Genomic DNA, 18,440 nt, shown 5'->3' with positions numbered 1-18,440 from the left:
CACTACTCTTAAAATGCATGAAAAACAATGGTTAACCCTACTATAGAAAAACTCATCTGTGATCCTTCTTTTATTGACTATTGTCTGGATCATGAATCAGAAAATTTCGTTTACTGGCAAAAATGGATTGCAGAAAATCCGCAATATGAACATTTGATCGTAGAAAGTAAAACATTGATTTTACAGCTCCAGGCTATGCCGTCTGAGGAAGAGATTGCAACGGAAAGATTGCGTCTGTCTCAAGCGATTGATGAATGGCATGTGAACCGCTTATTTCAGTTTCGCAAATGGTTGCCCTATGCCGCAGCATGTCTGGTTGTTTTGGGTATTTCAATCTTTTTCTACCAGCAAAGACAGGTTCCGCTGCAATCCCCAATGGCAACAGTGGAATTTTTAGAACAAAAAGTGCCTGCAGGTAAGTACATGAACATGCAGTTGATGGACGGAACAAAAGTACGATTAGGCCCTACTTCGACATTAAATTATCCTCAGAGATTTACTGAAGGCGAAAGGAAGGTTGCACTAAAAGGTGAAGCTTTCTTTGATGTTGCACATAATGCCGACCAACCATTTATTATCCAGGCTGGTGAATTTGATGTGAAAGTGCTAGGAACTTCATTTAATGTTCATGCTTTTGAAGAAGACAAATTAGCGAAGATTGCCTTGTTTACAGGAAAGGTCGAAATCTCCAATGAGAGCATGCATCTGGTGATTGTGCCCGGACAGGCATTTGTTTATAACAAAGCCTTGGGAACTTATACAATAGAACCTTTTGATCGAGCCAAAGAACGCGAAACAATGGAAGGAATTCTACACTTTAAGCATGCAGGTTATTCGGAAATTGGTTCACAGCTGGCGCGTAAATATGGTATTGTTTTTCAACCTGATGCAGGTATAGAGCTTGATTTTTCTGGATCGATTGCACATGAAAGCTTGGCACAGGTGCTGGAAAAATTAACTTTAACTACCTCATATCACTTCTCTCTTGAATCTAACACCTTAATTGTCCGTAAAAAATAATATGAAAAACAATAATAAGCCCAGCGCAATCTGGGTTCGTTCTTTATTTCTTGGTGTCGCACTGACCTGTCATGGATTTTCAGTGACTGCACAACAGCTTAAAGTCGAAAGTAAAAGTCAGTCGCTTAAATCTATTTTAGAGCAGATTGAAAACCAATCGGGCTATACTTTTCTATATGATGAAAAAACCGTCAATCTGAATCGTAAGGTTTCTTTACAGATGAGTGGTTCTCTGACTCAGATTTTACAAAGTCTGGAGCAACAGACCTACCTACAGATGAAGTTGTCGGGACGAAATATTTTAATTAATAACGGTTCTGTAGGTCTTTTAACGGGTAAAGTTACTGATGAGGAAGGACTACCGTTATCATTGGTCTCGGTATTCTTTAGAGAACTAAACCAATATTTTTTAACCGAGCAAGATGGTTCGTTCAGATTCCAGTTTCCGGCACACCGTCTTAAATCTGCCGAAGTCCGTTTTTCGATGATCGGGAGGCAGGGGACAACCTTAAACCTATCGCTGGACAAACAGCAGACAGTTGCATCGACTGTTACCTTACCGTTATTAAGTGTGGGACTTGAGGAAATTTCAGTAACTCCGCGTACGAATCAGAATTTAGAAAGTAATACTTCGCTGTATATAAACCGCGAAGTGATTGAGCAGTCAGGAGCGCTCAGTCTTAATGATCTGTTGAGTTTGGTCCCTGGACAGAAGATTGCCGCGCCTTCTTTACAACAGGTGCAACAAGCTAATCTGCGCAGTGCTTCGATGGGGACAAATTCTCTGGGGACAAAAGATCCTTTTTCATTAAATAATTCGTTTGGTATTGCTTTGATTATGGATGGTATAGCACTTTCTAATAATGCAAATATGCAGACGCTTAATCCAGGGATTAGCGGAATGGGTAATTCTTATGTGGGCGGTGGTATATCGGGATTGATGGGGAGTGCTGATCGTGGCGACCGGTATACCGGTGATTACACGTTTGGAGGAACAGATTTACGTCAGATTGCGACGGACAACATTGAGAGTGTGGAAGTGGTGGCTGGTATTTCCTCCGCAAAATATGGGGATATGACCAATGGTGCTGTTATTATCAATCGGGTAGCGGGTGGAACTCCTTTCAACTTTAATATGCAACTTCGTGATAATGCCACGGTATACGGATTGACAAAAGGGTTTAAAACAAAAAATCTGGGCGCTTTTACTTTTGGGGGTAATTTTACACGTTCGTATAATGATAACCGCGATAAATTAAAATCGTATGACCGTGTGGGGAGTAATCTGATGTGGAGTACTGCCGCTGGAAAGGACCGTGCTTTTACCAATACCTTCACAGCGGATTATGGTCGTCATCTGGATAATGTACGCCGTGATCCAGATGATCCTACGGCAACCATACTGCGCTATAAAGCTTATAACTTTTCTATAGGTAATCGCCTCAATTATAGAATTGACAATAGTTTCTTGACTAATATTGGTTTTAATGTACGCTATAGTGAGACCTATCAGAATACCTACAAAGAGCAGTATATGAATAATACCTACATCATATATACCGATGCAACTGATGTAGGAATCACCAATGGACAATATGCTTCTGGTATCTACACGGCAGTGACCAATCTGGAGGGAAAGCCTGTGGATTTTACAGCCAGATTGGATTTGAATGGTAGTTTCCATACGGGCGATATCTTGCACCAGTTTAATTTTGGATCCTCTTATAATTATTCTAAAAACAAGGGGCGGGGGCAGATCGTCGATCCGACACGTCCGCGAAATAATACCTCGGTTGCAAATGGAGACAATCGCTCGGAACGATATTATGATTTTTCACGGCTACATGCTCAAAATCAAATCGGTCTATATGCTGAAGATGTTTTTAGAACCACTATAGCGGACCGTAACCTGAATGTGCGGTTGGGTACACGATTGGATCTCTTTGAAGGTTATGTGACCTTTTCACCGCGTACAAATATCAATTATGAGCTTACCCCCGATTTGCGTATTGGTTTAGCTTATGGTTGGGGAAGTAAAGCACCGGGATTGGCGCAGTTATATCCAGGTCCCGTTTTCTATGAAATCCCCTTATACCAAAAGACTGCGGTAAAAGATAATGGTGCCGTAGATGAGGCGAATAGTGTGTACTTGCTCTATGTTGATAAATTTACACCAGACAATAGCAAGCTGAAACCTGCACTTTCTGAACAGTTGGAGTTCTCGGTAGCCTATGAGCACCGCGGATTTAGAGCTGGGGTGAATGTGTATAGTAAACGAAATTATCGGGATGTATACTCCGAAATGTCTTATACACCGATCATTTTGCCAAATTATGTAGACAATCCTGATCCAGAGGCTGAGGTACCTTATGTTACTTCAGGAACTAAACGTCATCGTTTGTCCCGCTATACTTTTGTGAATGGTAGAACCACAAAAAATCAAGGTGTTGAACTCATGTTATCCACACCAAAATGGACGGCGATTGAGACATCGCTTAATCTGCGTGGCGGGATCACAAAATCAATTTATAGACCGGTTCAAAATTTTAGAAATTTCACCAATAATACCAATAACCCAAATTATGCTGTGACAGGTCTATATCCTGTATTTGAGCGTTCTACTTGGACAAGTAATGCCGCAATTACTTCGAGTACGCATATTCCAAAGGCTAAGCTCTTATTAAATTTTACGACCGAATTTAATATTTTGAATAGAACCAATACACAAGCGACTGACGGTATCCCGCTGGGTTATTTTACAGAAAATGGTGTCTACCGTGAGATTAATGAATTTGATGAAAAAAATATCGACTATAAGCATCTACTTATCCCTATTGAGGAAGTGAGAAACCAAAACCAACCGGGGGTATATACTAATTTTCACCTCAATTTATCTAAAGAAATAAGTAAACGCTTGATCTTGACATTTCATGTTTACAATGTTTTCAATTATCGTCCGCAGTATAAACGATCGGATAATACGATGGTTATTCCGAATGATAAACCGAGTTATGGTGCACAATTACGACTTAAACTTTAAGTATATGAAATTACAAAAATATTTAATATTGCTGTTTATCTGTACGGGTTCATTCAGCAGCTGTCAAAAGGAGCTGACGCCAAATAATGGGCCGGTGGATATCACGGCAGATGTTACTTATGCAAGTCAGGAATATCAAGAAAAATTACCTGTGGACACCATCACGGTGAATATCTATTCGTTAAAGGGAAAATTGATCTATAGTGCTAAGACTGGGCAGGATGGACATATTGCTTTTCCGGATCTTGCGCCAAATACGTATAGAATCCAAGCTGTGACCACTTTTAAGGTCGATCTATTCAATCAATTGTTGAACCGGGAAGAAGACTTTGACGTAACTTTTAGTTCCGAAATAAAGGAAATAATGGTCGGTAGAGAAGTTGAAAACCATTGGGATCTGTCGTTGGTAAGCGGCAATTCTAATCCAAATGGATTGGTGATCAAACAGATCTATTATGCGGGTTCGCATGCGACCTTGGGTGCGAGTTTTAGAGATCAATTTATTGAGATCTTTAACAATTCAAATCAGGTTCAATATGTCGATAGTTTATGTATTGCCGAAGCCTATGGAGCAAATAGTAACAATGCGCTGTACGCTTACCAAGCGAATAGTAAACAATACGATTGGAGTAAATCCTATGAAATGCCTCCAGACATGAAGGCAAATGCCGATTACGTTTATGCGCAAACGATCCTGCGATTACCTGGTAAAGGTCGGGATTATCCGATTGCACCTGGTGAAAGTATGGTGATCGCGGCTACAGCGACCAATCATAAGGCTCCTTATGAAGGAGCTGATGGCAAAGTGATTGCTGTTCAGGATCCGAGTTTAACGGTAGATCTGAGCAACGCTGACTTTGAAGCTTATTATGCTCCTTATATCGGAACGTCAAGACCATTGGCATCGGATGTTGATAATCCGAATGTTCCGAATGTTGAGGTGCTTCGCCGGGGTAGTGGGTTAGATCTGATTATGAATCAGGCAGCGCAACAGAGCTGGTTTATCTTTCGTGAAGATGAGGTATGGAATGAAAAGAAGTGGAAGGGCTATGGATTGCCTTTTGCTGATGGACGTGTCAATACCTCGGGGACTTATATTCAGGTACCGATTGATCTTATACTGGATGCTGTTGAGCTTCAGTCTTCTACTTCAACACAATATCCAAAGAAGTTTTCTGCTCAAAATGATGCGGGATGGACGGCTGTTGACGGTGGGGCGCGATCTTCGTATGCTGTGATTCGGAAAACAAAAGAGCTGGTTAATGGCAGGCGGGTGCTGCAGGATTCAAATAATTCTAAGGATGATTTTGTGTCCATTAAAGCTAACCCGAAGGGATTTGCGGACTAGTTTAGGGGCTTGATTACAAATAATACGATTCAATGAAGAAATTATATATAGTAGGACTGTTATTTTGTGTCTGGGGGACTTATCTTCCTGTATATGCGCAACATGCTGTCGAGCAGGATACCATAGCGCGTCGTATACGTGCGTATACCGTGGATAACCCCATGTGGTTGGAGAAGTCTGTGGAACCTCGATACAGCCTTATTCAAATGGGGTATAGTCAGGTTAGTGGTGAATATCGCACCGCTCAGGATGCGCAGAAAATAAAAAATATCAATTTTAATTCGGAGGGTGCGGTAACGATCAAAGATATTCGCCTTTGGGGAAGATTTGCTTATAACCGTAGTACGGAAGATAGCACGAGATTTGCGCATCAAACGCGGGAAAATCCAGCATCGCCCTGGTATTTTGGTTCATATGGATATAATCATTATGAGAGAACCAATTACTTCATTCAGACAAGGGGGCAGAAGTATTTTGCAGATCGTAAATACTCGGTCTTTGGTGGGCTGGATTACCATGTCGGCAATCATTTTAGTAACAACGACCCTAGGAGCACAATCGATGCGATTCAGGTCAATGGAAGTCTTGGAGCCAGTGCCCGTATTAGCTCAGGATGGGATCTCGGGCTAGAGGGAAAATATGGTTATGGTCAAGAACGGGTAGAAATAGCTTACCGTAATGAGCAATATGCGCTAAGTGCTGTTGAATCGCCGTATATGAACTACATCGTGAGAGGCTACGGTTGGAAAGTGAGCGACTGGCTTAGTGAGCGCAATATGTTTTACCAGAATGATATGAAGCGTTATGGTGCGAAGGGTTATTTATCTTGGGACGGTGATCTGGGTAAATTTTACGGAAATATTGGATACCTACAGGAGGTGCAGCACTATCGACAGACACTTAGAAATGATTCGCGTATCAATGAATTGAGTAAGTTTAATCTGGATCAGTTGAGTTATCAGCTCATGTGGAATTTAAAACGGGGTAACAAAACCTATCTGGCTTCTTTTAATAGCTTGAACCATAGTGGTAAAGACTGGGTCACTGAAAGTGGTAATGCACAGAATTATGTGTACAGAAAGGAGCGTCAAACCTTAGATCTTTCGTATTTGATTAAAAAGAATAAGTGGCAACAATTATATGAGGCAAATATCGGTTATACCCATGAGGTACGCCATGACGGCGGTACGGAAACTCGATTGGATTATGATCGGATGGACTATGCCTTGTCTACATTGTTGACTTATGCTACAACTCGAAATCAAGAGGTGGAGTTTGGGGTGACTGCTTTTGCCGAAACAAACATGGGTACTTCGTGGACGCTTCCTTTGATTAACGAGAATGTTTTTCACCAGTATGTGTTTTACCAGGATATTCGCTATCATGAGGCAGATGTATGGGGAGGTAAGCTACGTTTAGGGTTTACGCAGCGTCTTAAAAAAGGTAATTTCATTAAGTTGGTCGGTACGTATACGTATCGAAAAGCAGATTTAGGGAGTGCGCTGGATCGCGTGAATTTGGCTCCTTTGGGTCGCACTCGTGAGGTAGGAAGTGTACGTTTAAGTTATGGTTTTTAAGTAGGGGCTCGTTGATTTTGATGAAGAGAAATAAGTTTTTGATAGCATTAACAGTTTGTTTACCGATGCTGCTCAGTGCTTTTGTGGATCAGGTGGATACCGTTTTACCTCTGGCTGATCTTCGTCGCCGCTATAGCAGTGGTGATGTTGGGCAGTGGCCTGAACCGCATTTGGATGCTTCTGTTCAGCAGGGATTTGTTGATATCGGTATTCTGCCAGCTGTTGCATATCCGGTGTCAAATCCTTTTAGTAAAGAAAAGGCCTCACTTGGGAAACTCCTGTTCTTTGATGCGCGATTATCGGCATCGAAGCAACTTTCGTGTGCGAGTTGTCACGATGCGCAGCTCGGTTTTGGCGACGGTAAGAGCTTGGCGCATGGTCATGGTCGAAAAGAGGGTAAACGCAATGCTATGACGCTCTATAATGTCGGTTATTACAAGAGTTTTATGTGGGATGGAAGAGCTAAAACTTTGGAAGACCAGGTTTTGTTGCCCGTTCAGGATCATGTGGAGATGAATACGTCTTTGGATACGATGGTGGCGCATGTTCGCATAATCAAGGGGTATGGTCCTTATTTTAAAAGTGCTTTTGGAGATGATCAGGTAAATTTATTGCGCATCCAACAGGCAATAGCAACTTACGAGCGTAGTATCGTGAGTTATCCTACTAAGTTTGACCGTTTTGTTTCCGGTCAATCTGATGCACTTAATGATCAGGAGTTAGAAGGACTTCATCTTTTTAGAACAAAAGCACGTTGTATTAATTGCCATAATACGCCATTATTTTCGGATAATCTTTTTCATAACGATGGGCAGACTTTATATGGAACGAAGCAGGAGGACTTTGGACATTACCATATAACAGGCGACCAGAAAGATATTGGGGCATTTCGGACACCTTCATTGCGTAATGTGGGTTTGACCGGACCTTGGATGCATCACGGAAACTTTCCCACGCTTAGGGATGTGGTAGAACTATATAATCTGGGTAATCCGGCTCCTATACAGCGTAGGGTGCAGGTGGATGAAAAGACAAGACCGATCCATTCACCGTTATTAAAGAAACTTGATCTTTCTAAAGCAGAAGTAGATGCGGTACTCGCATTCTTGCAGGCTTTGAGTAATCCGACACAACGTCGGATAGCGATGCCTGATTTTCCGGAATAGGAAGGGCATTTTGCTTATTTTGCATAAATACCGTATGAGGCTATACCTGAATACGATAAGTACTTGTCCATGTTGAAATTTAAATGTGAGCTCATAGATAAACTCCCGAGGGATGCAGTACCTCGGGAGTTTTATTTCATTTACCTATATGGTTAAAGGTATAATGGTACTGTAGATCATCTTTCCTTCGTGATCGATGCACTGCGCCTGTAATTGTTGTTGATTTAGAGCGAAGTACATGAATCCGTAAGTTGAAGCTTCAAAGCGGCTATAACTTAAACCTTTTTTGACAGAGGTTACTTCAGATCCGCTTCCGGAGATGAACTGATGGAAACAATTGTCCTGAACTTTTAAGTGTTGCATGGAATGTTCATGTCCAGATAAATACAACGGAATACGATGTTTTTCTAACAGGGGTTTCAAGACCTTTCTCACGGCTAATGTGTCATAATTTTCTGTGCGGGGACCTGCTGTATAGAGCGGATGATGACCAACGACGATCTTCCATTTTGCTTTAGAAGATTGCAGTAGATGGTCTAACCACTGCAGTTGTTTTTCTGGTTGCTGCCCCGCGACATGTGGCCCATATTCGCTATTCTGATAGAATTCTGGTATCAAGGGATTTGTATCTATAAAAGCGATCAGGACTTCATCGTTATCCTTGATTTTAAATGTTTTGCTGTAATAGCGTGCTGGCATCTTCCATCGACGGCTGATGTTGCTGTAGCGTACTTGGGCATCGGGATCGGATTTGTAATCATGGTTGCCCAATATGGGATACCAGTCCCACTGTAAGGCGAAATCGGTGTAAATATTTTCAAATGAATAATGCCATAAGGGGTCGTGTTCGCTGACAACTCCTGATGGGTAAAAATTATCACCTGTTGAGATAATAAAATCATTTGGATGTTCGGATGCCCATTTCCCCATCTGCTGTGCCACCTGGACTTGATGATCGGCACCATTACGCCCCCAGTCACCGATCGCTAAAAAATGCAGCTCGTACTCGTCCTTTAGTGAAGATCGGCTGTTGATATCTTCACTTTCTATTCTTCGATTTGCGCCAATGGCTAAAGTCGCTAAAGGTCCGGCAGAAAGCCCCGTAGCCACAGCTGTTCCTAATGTACTTTTTACAAATTCTCTTCTTTTCATACTCAACTGTGCTTAATATCCGCTATTCTGTTTCCATTTTGTGTTGACTTCCATGATTGGTCTGGGGATCGGAAATATGCGGCGAAAGCGTTCGGATGATCCTGCGCTGTATAAGGATTTGAATCCCCAGTCTTCTTCAAATTTTCCATAACGGATCAGGTCATTTCTTCGCCATGATTCATCTGAGAATTCTCGTGCGCGTTCGTCCAATATCGCTGCTAACGTTGGTTGGGCTGTTAAAGCAGGTGCATTGACATAAGCACGTATCTGATTCATCAGTGACATCGGTGTTTCGCCGTTTGTAGGAGCTGCTCCTCGCAGGATAGCTTCGGCTTTCATCAACAAAATGTCGGCATAGCGGAAGATGGGCACATCATTACTTTGGTTTCTATTATTTGCCGCTGTCACGTTTACATCCATGTAAAATTTAACAGATCGATAACCCATAGATCGGCCTTTTTGATCATTTCCTGCATTGAGGGTCGGACCTCCATCGGGACGAAGTTTGATTTCTTTTGTTGTTTCCATATGCCAGTCAAACGTTACGTTGGCATCGCTGCCTGTGTAGTCCTGGTCGATACCTTTTTTAGAGGTTTTGATTAATAGCGGACGATTTAAATCAGGTGCATAATCCGACCAGTAGTACTGAAGTCCACCCATGTAAGCCGCATTTCTGTCGTCACCTTGAAGGTTGAATTTGGCTAAGAAAGTAGGTAATACCCGAAATGTACCGCCTACACTTTGTGGCAGTTTGGCAAATTGATTTTGTCCGCTGCGATGTATCCAAAAACGTGCATATGTCATGCCTTGCTGTTTTTCGCGGTCAAAAGGCATGGCAAAGATGAAATCTTTTACCTGCGGTCCATTGTCGGGGCGGAATTTTTCCATGAACTTGTGGCTGCTCAGGTTAAATTGACCTGAAGTAATAATATCATCACACATTGCAACGACTTGTGCTAGTTTTTCATTGGGCATATTGGGGGTGTAGGAAGCTACATCGGTAGCGGTATAAACCGACCAATTGAGGTATAGTTTAGCGAGTAGCGCATCGGCCATATAACGCGTTGCTTTGCCATATGTGGCGGGAGAAACTTCTTTGGGTAAACGATCTCTGACGGCTAGTAATTCACTGGAGATGAAGTTGGCGATTTCGGCTCTTGAGGAGCGATCCGGAATCTGGTCAATCTTTCCTGTGATCAGTGGTGCTCCTCCAAAATTATCCATCAGGATAAAGTAAAAATAAGCTCTCATGGCGCGCATAGGCGCAGCCTTATCGCTTTCATTGTCTCCAAAAATAGCCAATACATTATTGGATAGATTGATGCCTGACATGGCGGCATTCCAGACATCTGGAAGAATGGCGTTGTCGGGAGTCCAGTTGTGAACATGAAGTTCGCGAAATCTACCGCCGTCATAGTAATCTGTGCCCAATGCAAGACTGACTGCTTCGTCTGATGATAAAGTTTGTGTCATCCAATGGTTGTAGCCCAGTGCACTTCGGTATGCAGCATAAACGTCAGCTGAAATGGCCTCAGCAGCTTTATCCGTGGTTGGAAATTCGGTGTACTGTGATTTGATATCCACATCAAGATCGGTGCAAGCAACTAATGTTGCCGCAAATGTAGTTAAGGTAAATAGGCGGATATATTGTTTTGATTTCATGATTTGTTTTGCTGATTATAGGTTGAAGTTTAGACCGAATAAAATGGTACGGGTACGTGGATAAGTCTGCCTGTTGTCAACACCAGGTGTAAGGCCACCAAGATCTACCTCGGGATCTACCCCCTTGTAATTCGTAAGCACAAAGACATTGTTCATCGAAGCATATAGCTTTACATTTTTCAACTGACCACCGATATTGCGGATGTTGTAAGAAAGGCCCAAATTGGCTAAACGGAGATAATTTCCACTTTCTAAGTAACGGTCTGATAAATAGTGTGCGTTGATATCCGTTGCTTTCTCTGTGTCGATTACACTGGCCAATAGATTTTTCTGTCCGGCATTGCCTACGACATTGGAGTGTCGGGCGCGTGTCGCATTCATGACCTTATGACCAAATACACCCTGGAACATACCGGTTAAAGCGAAGTTTTTGTAGGTTACGGTATTGTTCCAGCCTAAAGTCAGTTTTGGCTGTGCGCTTCCCGTTACGGCACGGTCTTTATTGGTCGGGGTAATGGTGGTTTCACCTGTACGTTCCTTCGTTTGCGCATCGCGTACATAAAAAGTTGAGATACCGGCATCATTATAACCTGCCCATTCCCAGGTATAAAACTGACCAATAGGTGCACCTTCTTGTAGGCGTTGCTGAAAAGCATTACTTTGACCGGCGCCACCCAAGTCTGCTAAATCCACGTAGTCGGTTGAAAATTCCTGATTAGTAATACGAGTGACCACATTTTTATTGTGTGAAGCCACAACCCCTGTGTTCCAGCTGAAATGTGTCGTTTTTACGGGGACAGCATTTAGGGTCAGTTCAATTCCTTTGTTGTTGATCTCACCGACATTGGCTGTTAGTGAGCGGTACAGATATTTGGTTGTGGACACGGCATAGTCGTAGATAAGATCGGTGGTATTTTTATCGTAATATTCCAAGGTTCCGCTTAATCTATTTTTCAGAAATGCGAAGTCGATACCCAGGTTAAGCATCCCTGTGCGTTCCCAGCGTAGATTGGGATTTGAATTACGAAGTGCAGCCAGAGTACGGAGATCGTTTCCGAAAGCATCGGTGTAGAAACTCGAGGTGGCACCATAGACCTGTCTAGCGGTAAACACATCGAAACCTAATGAATTGCCACTGACGCCATATCCGGCACGCAGTTTTAGATCATCAAAGAAATTCATATCGCGAATAAATGGTTCTTCCGATAGTCTCCATGCTCCTGAAATAGAAGGGAAGGTGGCCCACCGGTTGTTTGCACCAAATGCTGAAGATCCGTCACGTCTTACTGTCGCCTGAAAAAGGTATTTATTGTTGTAAGCATAATTTACACGTCCGTAAACAGAGATCATACGCAGTGTTGAAAGGTAATAATTGCCAAATCCCAAAATATCAACAACATTGGCCATGCCAGGATTATAATAGCTTAGACCATCATCGTAATAGTCTGACGTTGTCAGTTGAAATCCATCGTCATTGTTGTTTTCTTCCCAGGAATAACCGGCAAGTGCTGAAAACTTATGTACGTCTCCAAATGTTCGATCGAAGCTTAGATTCATTTCCATGATCTTTCTTTCGTCTTCTACTGCTGCGCGGATCGATTTTCCATTTTGATTACGTGCAGCCATGGATAAACTCGAGTAATACTGTGCGTTGTTATACTGGCGGTTCTGTAGGGACAGGTCGATGTTGTAGGTTAGGCTCGGTAATATTTTATAACCAAGTTTAGCATGTCCCTGTATCATTTTGGTTTTGGTATAATTGGTATTCTCCTCTATTAATGATAGCGGATTCACATATTGCGAACGGTCTGTTTTTTCAAACCAAGCGCCAGATTCTGTCCGGACAGGGGATACTGGCAAGTAGTAATACATCGCGTCGTATACACTTAAACCATCGCCAAGGGCAAGGACATCATTTTGTTTGGTAATACTGGTATTGATATTGAAAGAAGCTGTGAGCCGTTTATCCAGCGCACTTGCTTGTACAAATCCACGTGCGATCTGACGGCCCAGGTCTGTTCCTTTTATAATACCATTGTTTTTAAACGTATTGAGACTGGCACTGTATTGTGTTGTTTCGGTTCCACCGATCAAAGAGACATTGTGATTATTGGAAATACCCGTTCGCTCTACCTCTCGTTGCCAATCGGTATCTGCTCCTAGATCATCGGTCGGTTCCATCGCGAATTTGTTAACCGCAATATAATTTCGGTACTGTTCACCGTTCATCATTTCATAGCGTTTCGCGATTTTGTCTATCGCTAAATAACCGTTGTAGCTCATGCTTGCCTGTCCTGCTTTACCGCGTTTGGTTGTAACAATAATGACCCCGTTTGCGGCTTTTGAACCGTATATCGCTGTTGCTGATGCATCGCGTAACACATCGATCGATTGGATATCGTCTGGTGCTACTAGTGCGAGTGATGCTCCGGGTACGCCATCGATCACATAGTAGGGTTCCATCGCTTCGCCACTTCTCAAAGTAGAAGCACCTCTTAGACTGACGGATGGGGTTGCATTGGGATTACTGTTGTTGGTTGATATGGTCAGGCCCGGGACCTTTCCCTGAAGCATCTGAGCAGGGGAGGTCATAACACCGACATTCATGTCTTCAGCTTTGACTGTTGTGATGGAACTGGTGAGGTCTTTTCGAGCGATACGTCCATATCCGATAACGACTTCATCGAGTGTTGTGGACATGGGAATAAGTTTGACGCTTAAGGCTAATGGCCTCCCGGGTTGCACACTGTAGCCCGAGAGTGTATCTGGCTGATAACCTACCGAAGAAAATATAAACTGATAAGGACCTCCTTCTGGCAGGTTGTGAAAAGAGAAAAGTCCTTTTTCGGAAGAGCTCGTCGTGAATGTTTTCCCCGATTCCCGATTTAGGGCTTTGACGCTCACGCCAGATAAAAACTTTCCATTTTCATCTTGTGTTGCTCCTTTTACTTGATCCTGTTGCGCCTGTGCGTAGGATAGCCCCGTCGCAAATAGTGCAAAGAATAACACGCTTTTTCTGAATTGGTTCTGTTTGTTAAACATGATTTTAAATAGTGATTGATTTTATGGATTTATAGTTGATCGTTGCTGTACTCATTTTGAGGATAGATGGTATAAGAACCATCCGTTTCTTGTACATAGCGCAGGTTATTAATAAGACAGATGACTGCAAGTACGTCTTGTAACTGTTCAAGTTGCGGGTTTATACTGCCAGTGTATTGGATTTTGGAAATGTCCTGTTTACCTATTTTTATAGGCGTGTTATAAGTCGTGCTGAGGGCAGCAAAAACCTCCGACAATGGAATATTGTTTAGTTCAAGCAAGCCATTGGGCTTGTTCTGACTCGGGGACTTGCTCGTACTTGCTTCTTTTTTTACAGTACCGCTATGATGCGCTACGAGATGCATGTTTGCATCAAAAGACAGGGACTCACCTGCATTTTTTAGGAAAACATTTTTAAATGTAGGAATAGCCATTATAGATGCAACAACAATCTTTCCGGTGTGTAATTGCACAGATATATATTTTGAGCTGCTGCGCGAATCAATGGTAAAGGATGTACCTAAGGCGGTCGTTTTTGTTGCACTGGCGTATACGCTAAATGGACGGGAACCATCTTTGTATACCGAGAAATAAGCTTTTCCATCTAAATAGATCTCCCGGCTGTGATCTGTGAAGTACTGCGGGTAACGTATGGTACTCTGCGCAAATAGTTTGACCGTAGATCGGTCGGGCAGTGTATAGGTTTGGATTGAGTTTTGGTTATTGGTTACTGAAACCCAGCTCGTATCTTTTTTGAGATCTGTTTTTTCCTGCTGCTCAACTAAAGTTGGACTGTTGTTATCAAAAGCTGGTTTTGTCCATAGCCACATGCCCAACGATACGAGTAGCAATGCTGCAGCTGCCGCGTAATAGCTAAGTCGCTTGAGGTAAATGTTGTTATTCTTCTTTTCCTCTTTTTGTTTACTTTCCGTGCTAATTTCGTCATGGATATAATGCGCCATTTTAGTCGATGGGATAAACTGGTCGGCATCTCCCAGATGTGATTCCCATTCTTGATCGGGAAATATATCATCAATTATGGATGGATCTTTCCATAGTTGCTTCCGTATGTATTCCTTGTCAAGACGATTTTGCTGCTTGCCTGTTTTGTTTTTTCTGAACCTCATAATAGCATTACGTGGTTCAGGGGGATATCCCTAGCGACTTAACAATTATTTAATTTAGGAATTAGCAGGGGGAAGTGCTTTTTTATGGGTATGTGTCTTGTTGTCAGCGTGATGCGTTGCAGGGAAGCGAATTTATTTTTTAATCGATCGCTCGGACATTATTTTATAGCATAATGGAATAAAGATGCTGCTTGAGTTGCATCAAGGCTTTACCAATATGGTGTTCGACCGTTTTTGGAGAAATGGAGTAGAGTTGTGCGATTTCTTTATGTGTTAATCCTTGTTTCCGACTCAGTTCAAATACCAGACGACGCATTTTAGGCATATTTTCGATATCCTGCTCCATGATCTTCAAGAGATCTTTACTTTCAATCGCAGTAATTAAGCTGTCCGTGAATGGGGTATTTGCCGATTCGCCTTCATATTTAAAACGGTTGGACTCTTTTCGGAGCAGATCGATCATGACTTGTCTGGCCATTCCAAAAATTTGGATATGAATTTCCAGATGCTCATTTAATTGCTTACGTTGCTTCCATAGTTTAATGAACGTGAGTTGGGTTACTTCTTCAGAAATGTATTCAGAACGCGTTTTCAGTATAATAAAGCTATAAATCTGCTGGTGATATTGTTCATAGATCTGATTAAAAACTTTATGGTTATCTTCTTTTATCGCTTTAATATGTTCCATACTTGAACAAAGTTAAAATGTCCAAGCTGATTAATGATTAAGCGAATATTATGATTATGTAAACAATCTATCCATTTAATCTTGAGCTATAGGAGTAATCCGTGGTTTTGTGAAATGTCTTGTTGTATACCATAATGGAAGTGAGGATTTTAATTTCGGGAAGGTAAATCTGCGCAGATTAGTATACCTCAAAAGCAGGTTTTTGAAAATCAAATCTAAAAATTATATCAGATAATCTCTAGTCAATAAAGCAATACAGTACAAATTTTGATTTGTACTGTATTGCTAGTTACTCTTAATGGAAGTAGAGAAAGAGTTGTGAAAATTTGAAGTTTTATGACAGGCTACTTTTGACTGTATCACCTACAGGTGAGCCTTCAAGTTCTTGGCAGTCAAAACCATAGTCGCTCAAAATTTTAATTGTACGTTCAGTAATTTCGTTTATACTGTCAATACGCAAAATATTGTCGCAGTCTTCAAGGTCAAAATTCCACTTTGCAATTCCGAGATGTGTGTCAAGAAACGGTTTTAGTGTCTCTATTTCTCTTATACTTATCACACTTGTTTTAAACACTGAAATCATCAATTATCTTTTAGTTTGATTACTATTTTTTCAAGGTCAGACCAAGCACCGCCATTAAAAACATTTTTGAAACCTTTGTCTTTTAAAATGTTTTCCACTTTCACACTCCTTAAACCATGAGAACAGGTTGTAATGTATGTTTTGCTCTTATCCAGTTCAATGTATCTTTCATTAATTGTGCCTAGTGAAATATTTATTGAACCATCAATATGTCCCATATTATATTCTTTTTCGGTTCGAACATCTAAAATTACCGCTCCATTCTCTATTTTATGAGCGAGCCCATTATCAAGTGTTGCGAAACGATAGGTTCGATACGAGATGTAAATCAATATAACTATAGCACCAATAATATATATCGTCTTCATAGTTTGCTTAATATTTTATGGTCAATGTAAAATGTTCCGAATGGAATAATGCAGGCCAAAATAACTTTCCAAGTTGTCGTTTTAAATTTCCAATTCTGCTCTACAGCAACACTTAACGTATTGAACAGGAAAAGTAAAAAAATTGCTCCATGAATCGGTCCTAATATTTCGCTTAAACTAGGATTGTGTAAATAATGTTTCAGAGGTACAGCTACGAAAATGAGCACCAATAATGATACGCCTTCAAGAAACCCAATAATGCGCAATCTTCCGATTTTTGTTTTGAATAAATTTATCATACTATCTAAAATAAGGTCTGGTAGCAAATGGTGAAAACGGCCAAGGAATGGCTATGAAAATAATGATGAGTGAAATTGAAAACCAAATCAACATTGTTTTGAATTTTTCTTTGTCGGTTGTTTTTCTTTTTGCTTTAGCAGAACCAATGGTAATTAAAATGATCGCTATTAACATTAAAATTAGGTGAAGTAGACCAAAAAAGGCAAGATCAAAATTTTCAACGGCCTCATTAAAATTATTCCAGAAGTATTTGATGATGGGGCTTTGAGTGTACAATACAATTCCAACTAGAAGCTGAATGTGTGCAATTGTTGCAGTCCAATGACGTGTGGCATTGTCTCTTTTGGAGAATACAGCGTTAGAAGAATAACCTTTATATGCCCGATAAATAGCATAAACTATACTTGCTAGCACTAGCCAGCGTATGAAGGAATGATAAAAAGTAAGTGTTTGATACATCGCAAATTTTGTTTGTCGATGTAAATATAATAAAAACATACCAAGTAGTATGTTTTTATTAAAGAATATTTAAGCTAAATTGTTTAGGTAAATTTTCAGTTCTTTTAAATAGGAGTGATAGCATGCTGTACTGTTATAAACTTTTCCGAAATTTCTAATTCCCCAATATCCTGACATAATAAAATACGCGACTTGCTGCGGATCCACATTTTCCCTTATGGTTCCATTTTCTTTGGCACTTTTTATACTATTTTCAATTGTTTGCTGCCATTCTAGAATGAGTTCAGATAGTGCCTTTCCAAAAGCTGCATTCCAAGGTGTCATTTCCTGTGTTAAATTTCCTGCGGGACATCCATATTCTAACTTCAAAAGAGGATTTTCCAGAAGTAGCGCTTTTGTCATATCATAAATTTCCTGAGTAGGATTTTTTGCATTTTGTAAAGGTTTAATGAAATCATTTTGCATTGTTGGTTTTAAAATTTCATTAATTATAGCCAAACCCATTTCATCTTTGGTCTTGAAATGATAGTAAAATGCTCCTTTTGTAACTTTTGTTGTCGCAATAATTTCATCAATACTTGTCGTTTGATAACCTTTGGTATAGATAATTTCAAATGCTTTTTCAAGAATTGTATGCCGAGTTGCTGATGACTTTTTCATAAAAAATACTAATTAGTATGAATACAAAGAACGTAATTCTTTATTGGTTTGGCAAGTTGTGGTGAAGCCTGTTGGCTACTGACAAGGCTGCCTCTTTATTTTCAGTTATCAAAAAGATAGTATTCAGATTATTTTTGGTACCCTATGCTTTTTTTCTGTTTGTAATTTTGCATCATATTCTAAATTAATAGTTTATGAAAAATAAAGATAAAGACAATTCCAATAATATACCCGTTTCTTTTCATTCA

Annotated in this window: 15 protein-coding genes; 5 read left to right on the top strand and 10 right to left on the bottom strand. The window is 40.8% G+C overall.

Annotation, left to right across the window (positions count from 1 at the left end; all coding sequences use genetic code 11):
- The first annotated feature begins 27 nt into the window (after nucleotides 1-27).
- Genes WH188_RS23705 through WH188_RS23685 form a run of 5 tightly spaced genes read left to right on the top strand, consistent with a single transcriptional unit; the run spans nucleotide 28 to nucleotide 8,151 of the window.
- Nucleotides 28-1,020 (top strand): FecR family protein, encoded by a 993-nt coding sequence (locus WH188_RS23705; RefSeq protein ID WP_132767420.1) that lies wholly within the window; start codon nucleotides 28-30, stop codon nucleotides 1,018-1,020.
- Nucleotide 1,021: 1 nt separating this feature from the next.
- Nucleotides 1,022-4,060, top strand: coding sequence for a TonB-dependent receptor (locus WH188_RS23700; RefSeq protein ID WP_132767422.1), 3,039 nt, complete (start codon nucleotides 1,022-1,024; stop codon nucleotides 4,058-4,060).
- Between the two features lie 4 nt (nucleotides 4,061-4,064).
- Nucleotides 4,065-5,408: a DUF4876 domain-containing protein gene (locus WH188_RS23695; RefSeq protein WP_168126267.1), complete on the top strand. Its 1,344-nt coding sequence runs from the start codon at nucleotides 4,065-4,067 to the stop codon at nucleotides 5,406-5,408.
- Nucleotides 5,409-5,440: 32 nt separating this feature from the next.
- Nucleotides 5,441-6,985, top strand: coding sequence for a DUF6850 family outer membrane beta-barrel protein (locus WH188_RS23690; RefSeq protein ID WP_339424698.1), 1,545 nt, complete (start codon nucleotides 5,441-5,443; stop codon nucleotides 6,983-6,985).
- A gap of 38 nt (nucleotides 6,986-7,023) precedes the next feature.
- Entirely contained in the window at nucleotides 7,024-8,151 is a 1,128-nt protein-coding gene (locus WH188_RS23685) for a cytochrome-c peroxidase (RefSeq protein WP_339424697.1), read from the top strand.
- 144 nt (nucleotides 8,152-8,295) lie between these two features.
- Here the strand turns inward: WH188_RS23685 and WH188_RS23680 are convergent, their stop codons facing one another.
- From WH188_RS23680 to WH188_RS23635, 10 genes are all read right to left on the bottom strand, one after another.
- Nucleotides 8,296-9,303 carry a purple acid phosphatase family protein gene (locus WH188_RS23680; protein WP_339424696.1) on the bottom strand — a complete coding sequence of 336 codons (1,008 nt, stop codon included), beginning with the start codon at nucleotides 9,301-9,303 and terminating at the stop codon, nucleotides 8,296-8,298.
- Nucleotides 9,304-9,315: 12 nt separating this feature from the next.
- Entirely contained in the window at nucleotides 9,316-10,965 is a 1,650-nt protein-coding gene (locus WH188_RS23675; RefSeq protein WP_339424695.1) for a RagB/SusD family nutrient uptake outer membrane protein, read from the bottom strand.
- A 15-nt stretch (nucleotides 10,966-10,980) separates the two neighbouring features.
- The gene (locus WH188_RS23670) at nucleotides 10,981-14,007 is read right to left on the bottom strand and encodes a SusC/RagA family TonB-linked outer membrane protein (protein WP_168126271.1); all 3,027 of its coding nucleotides are present in this window, start codon (nucleotides 14,005-14,007) and stop codon (nucleotides 10,981-10,983) included.
- Between the two features lie 29 nt (nucleotides 14,008-14,036).
- The gene (locus tag WH188_RS23665; protein WP_168126272.1) at nucleotides 14,037-15,134 is read right to left on the bottom strand and encodes a FecR family protein; all 1,098 of its coding nucleotides are present in this window, start codon (nucleotides 15,132-15,134) and stop codon (nucleotides 14,037-14,039) included.
- Nucleotides 15,135-15,297: 163 nt separating this feature from the next.
- The gene (locus WH188_RS23660; protein WP_132767436.1) at nucleotides 15,298-15,822 is read right to left on the bottom strand and encodes a sigma-70 family RNA polymerase sigma factor; all 525 of its coding nucleotides are present in this window, start codon (nucleotides 15,820-15,822) and stop codon (nucleotides 15,298-15,300) included.
- 334 nt (nucleotides 15,823-16,156) lie between these two features.
- Nucleotides 16,157-16,405, bottom strand: a complete 249-nt coding sequence (locus WH188_RS23655; RefSeq protein WP_132767446.1) for a hypothetical protein — start codon at nucleotides 16,403-16,405, stop codon at nucleotides 16,157-16,159.
- Nucleotides 16,405-16,773: a rhodanese-like domain-containing protein gene (locus WH188_RS23650; protein WP_108160955.1), complete on the bottom strand. Its 369-nt coding sequence runs from the start codon at nucleotides 16,771-16,773 to the stop codon at nucleotides 16,405-16,407. The genes WH188_RS23655 and WH188_RS23650 overlap by 1 nt, the downstream gene beginning before the upstream one ends.
- Nucleotides 16,770-17,072 (bottom strand): DUF3817 domain-containing protein, encoded by a 303-nt coding sequence (locus WH188_RS23645; RefSeq protein ID WP_339424694.1) that lies wholly within the window; start codon nucleotides 17,070-17,072, stop codon nucleotides 16,770-16,772. The genes WH188_RS23650 and WH188_RS23645 overlap by 4 nt, the downstream gene beginning before the upstream one ends.
- Before the next feature lies 1 nt (nucleotide 17,073).
- Entirely contained in the window at nucleotides 17,074-17,571 is a 498-nt protein-coding gene (locus WH188_RS23640; protein WP_339424693.1) for a hypothetical protein, read from the bottom strand.
- Between the two features lie 30 nt (nucleotides 17,572-17,601).
- Nucleotides 17,602-18,192, bottom strand: a complete 591-nt coding sequence (locus WH188_RS23635; RefSeq protein WP_108160953.1) for a TetR/AcrR family transcriptional regulator — start codon at nucleotides 18,190-18,192, stop codon at nucleotides 17,602-17,604.
- Nucleotides 18,193-18,440 lie beyond the last annotated feature (248 nt).

Source organism: Sphingobacterium sp. MYb388, assembly GCF_037479535.1.
Lineage (GTDB): Bacteria > Bacteroidota > Bacteroidia > Sphingobacteriales > Sphingobacteriaceae > Sphingobacterium > Sphingobacterium anhuiense.
The sequence above is the reverse complement of the archived record's forward strand: the minus strand, read 5'-3'. Positions and strand labels throughout refer to the sequence as shown.

Excerpts from the sequence above, each read along its gene's own strand:
- WH188_RS23705 (WP_132767420.1), top strand. The coding sequence starts at position 28 with ATGGTTAACCCTACTATAGAAAAACTCATCTGTGATCCTTCTTTTATT.
- WH188_RS23700 (WP_132767422.1), top strand. The coding sequence starts at position 1,022 with ATGAAAAACAATAATAAGCCCAGCGCAATCTGGGTTCGTTCTTTATTT.
- WH188_RS23695 (WP_168126267.1), top strand. The coding sequence starts at position 4,065 with ATGAAATTACAAAAATATTTAATATTGCTGTTTATCTGTACGGGTTCA.
- WH188_RS23690 (WP_339424698.1), top strand. The coding sequence starts at position 5,441 with ATGAAGAAATTATATATAGTAGGACTGTTATTTTGTGTCTGGGGGACT.
- WH188_RS23680 (WP_339424696.1), bottom strand. The coding sequence starts at position 9,303 with ATGAAAAGAAGAGAATTTGTAAAAAGTACATTAGGAACAGCTGTGGCT.
- WH188_RS23675 (WP_339424695.1), bottom strand. The coding sequence starts at position 10,965 with ATGAAATCAAAACAATATATCCGCCTATTTACCTTAACTACATTTGCG.
- WH188_RS23670 (WP_168126271.1), bottom strand. The coding sequence starts at position 14,007 with ATGTTTAACAAACAGAACCAATTCAGAAAAAGCGTGTTATTCTTTGCA.
- WH188_RS23665 (WP_168126272.1), bottom strand. The coding sequence starts at position 15,134 with ATGAGGTTCAGAAAAAACAAAACAGGCAAGCAGCAAAATCGTCTTGAC.
- WH188_RS23660 (WP_132767436.1), bottom strand. The coding sequence starts at position 15,822 with ATGGAACATATTAAAGCGATAAAAGAAGATAACCATAAAGTTTTTAAT.
- WH188_RS23655 (WP_132767446.1), bottom strand. The coding sequence starts at position 16,405 with ATGATTTCAGTGTTTAAAACAAGTGTGATAAGTATAAGAGAAATAGAG.
- WH188_RS23650 (WP_108160955.1), bottom strand. The coding sequence starts at position 16,773 with ATGAAGACGATATATATTATTGGTGCTATAGTTATATTGATTTACATC.
- WH188_RS23645 (WP_339424694.1), bottom strand. The coding sequence starts at position 17,072 with ATGATAAATTTATTCAAAACAAAAATCGGAAGATTGCGCATTATTGGG.
- WH188_RS23640 (WP_339424693.1), bottom strand. The coding sequence starts at position 17,571 with ATGTTTTTATTATATTTACATCGACAAACAAAATTTGCGATGTATCAA.
- WH188_RS23635 (WP_108160953.1), bottom strand. The coding sequence starts at position 18,192 with ATGAAAAAGTCATCAGCAACTCGGCATACAATTCTTGAAAAAGCATTT.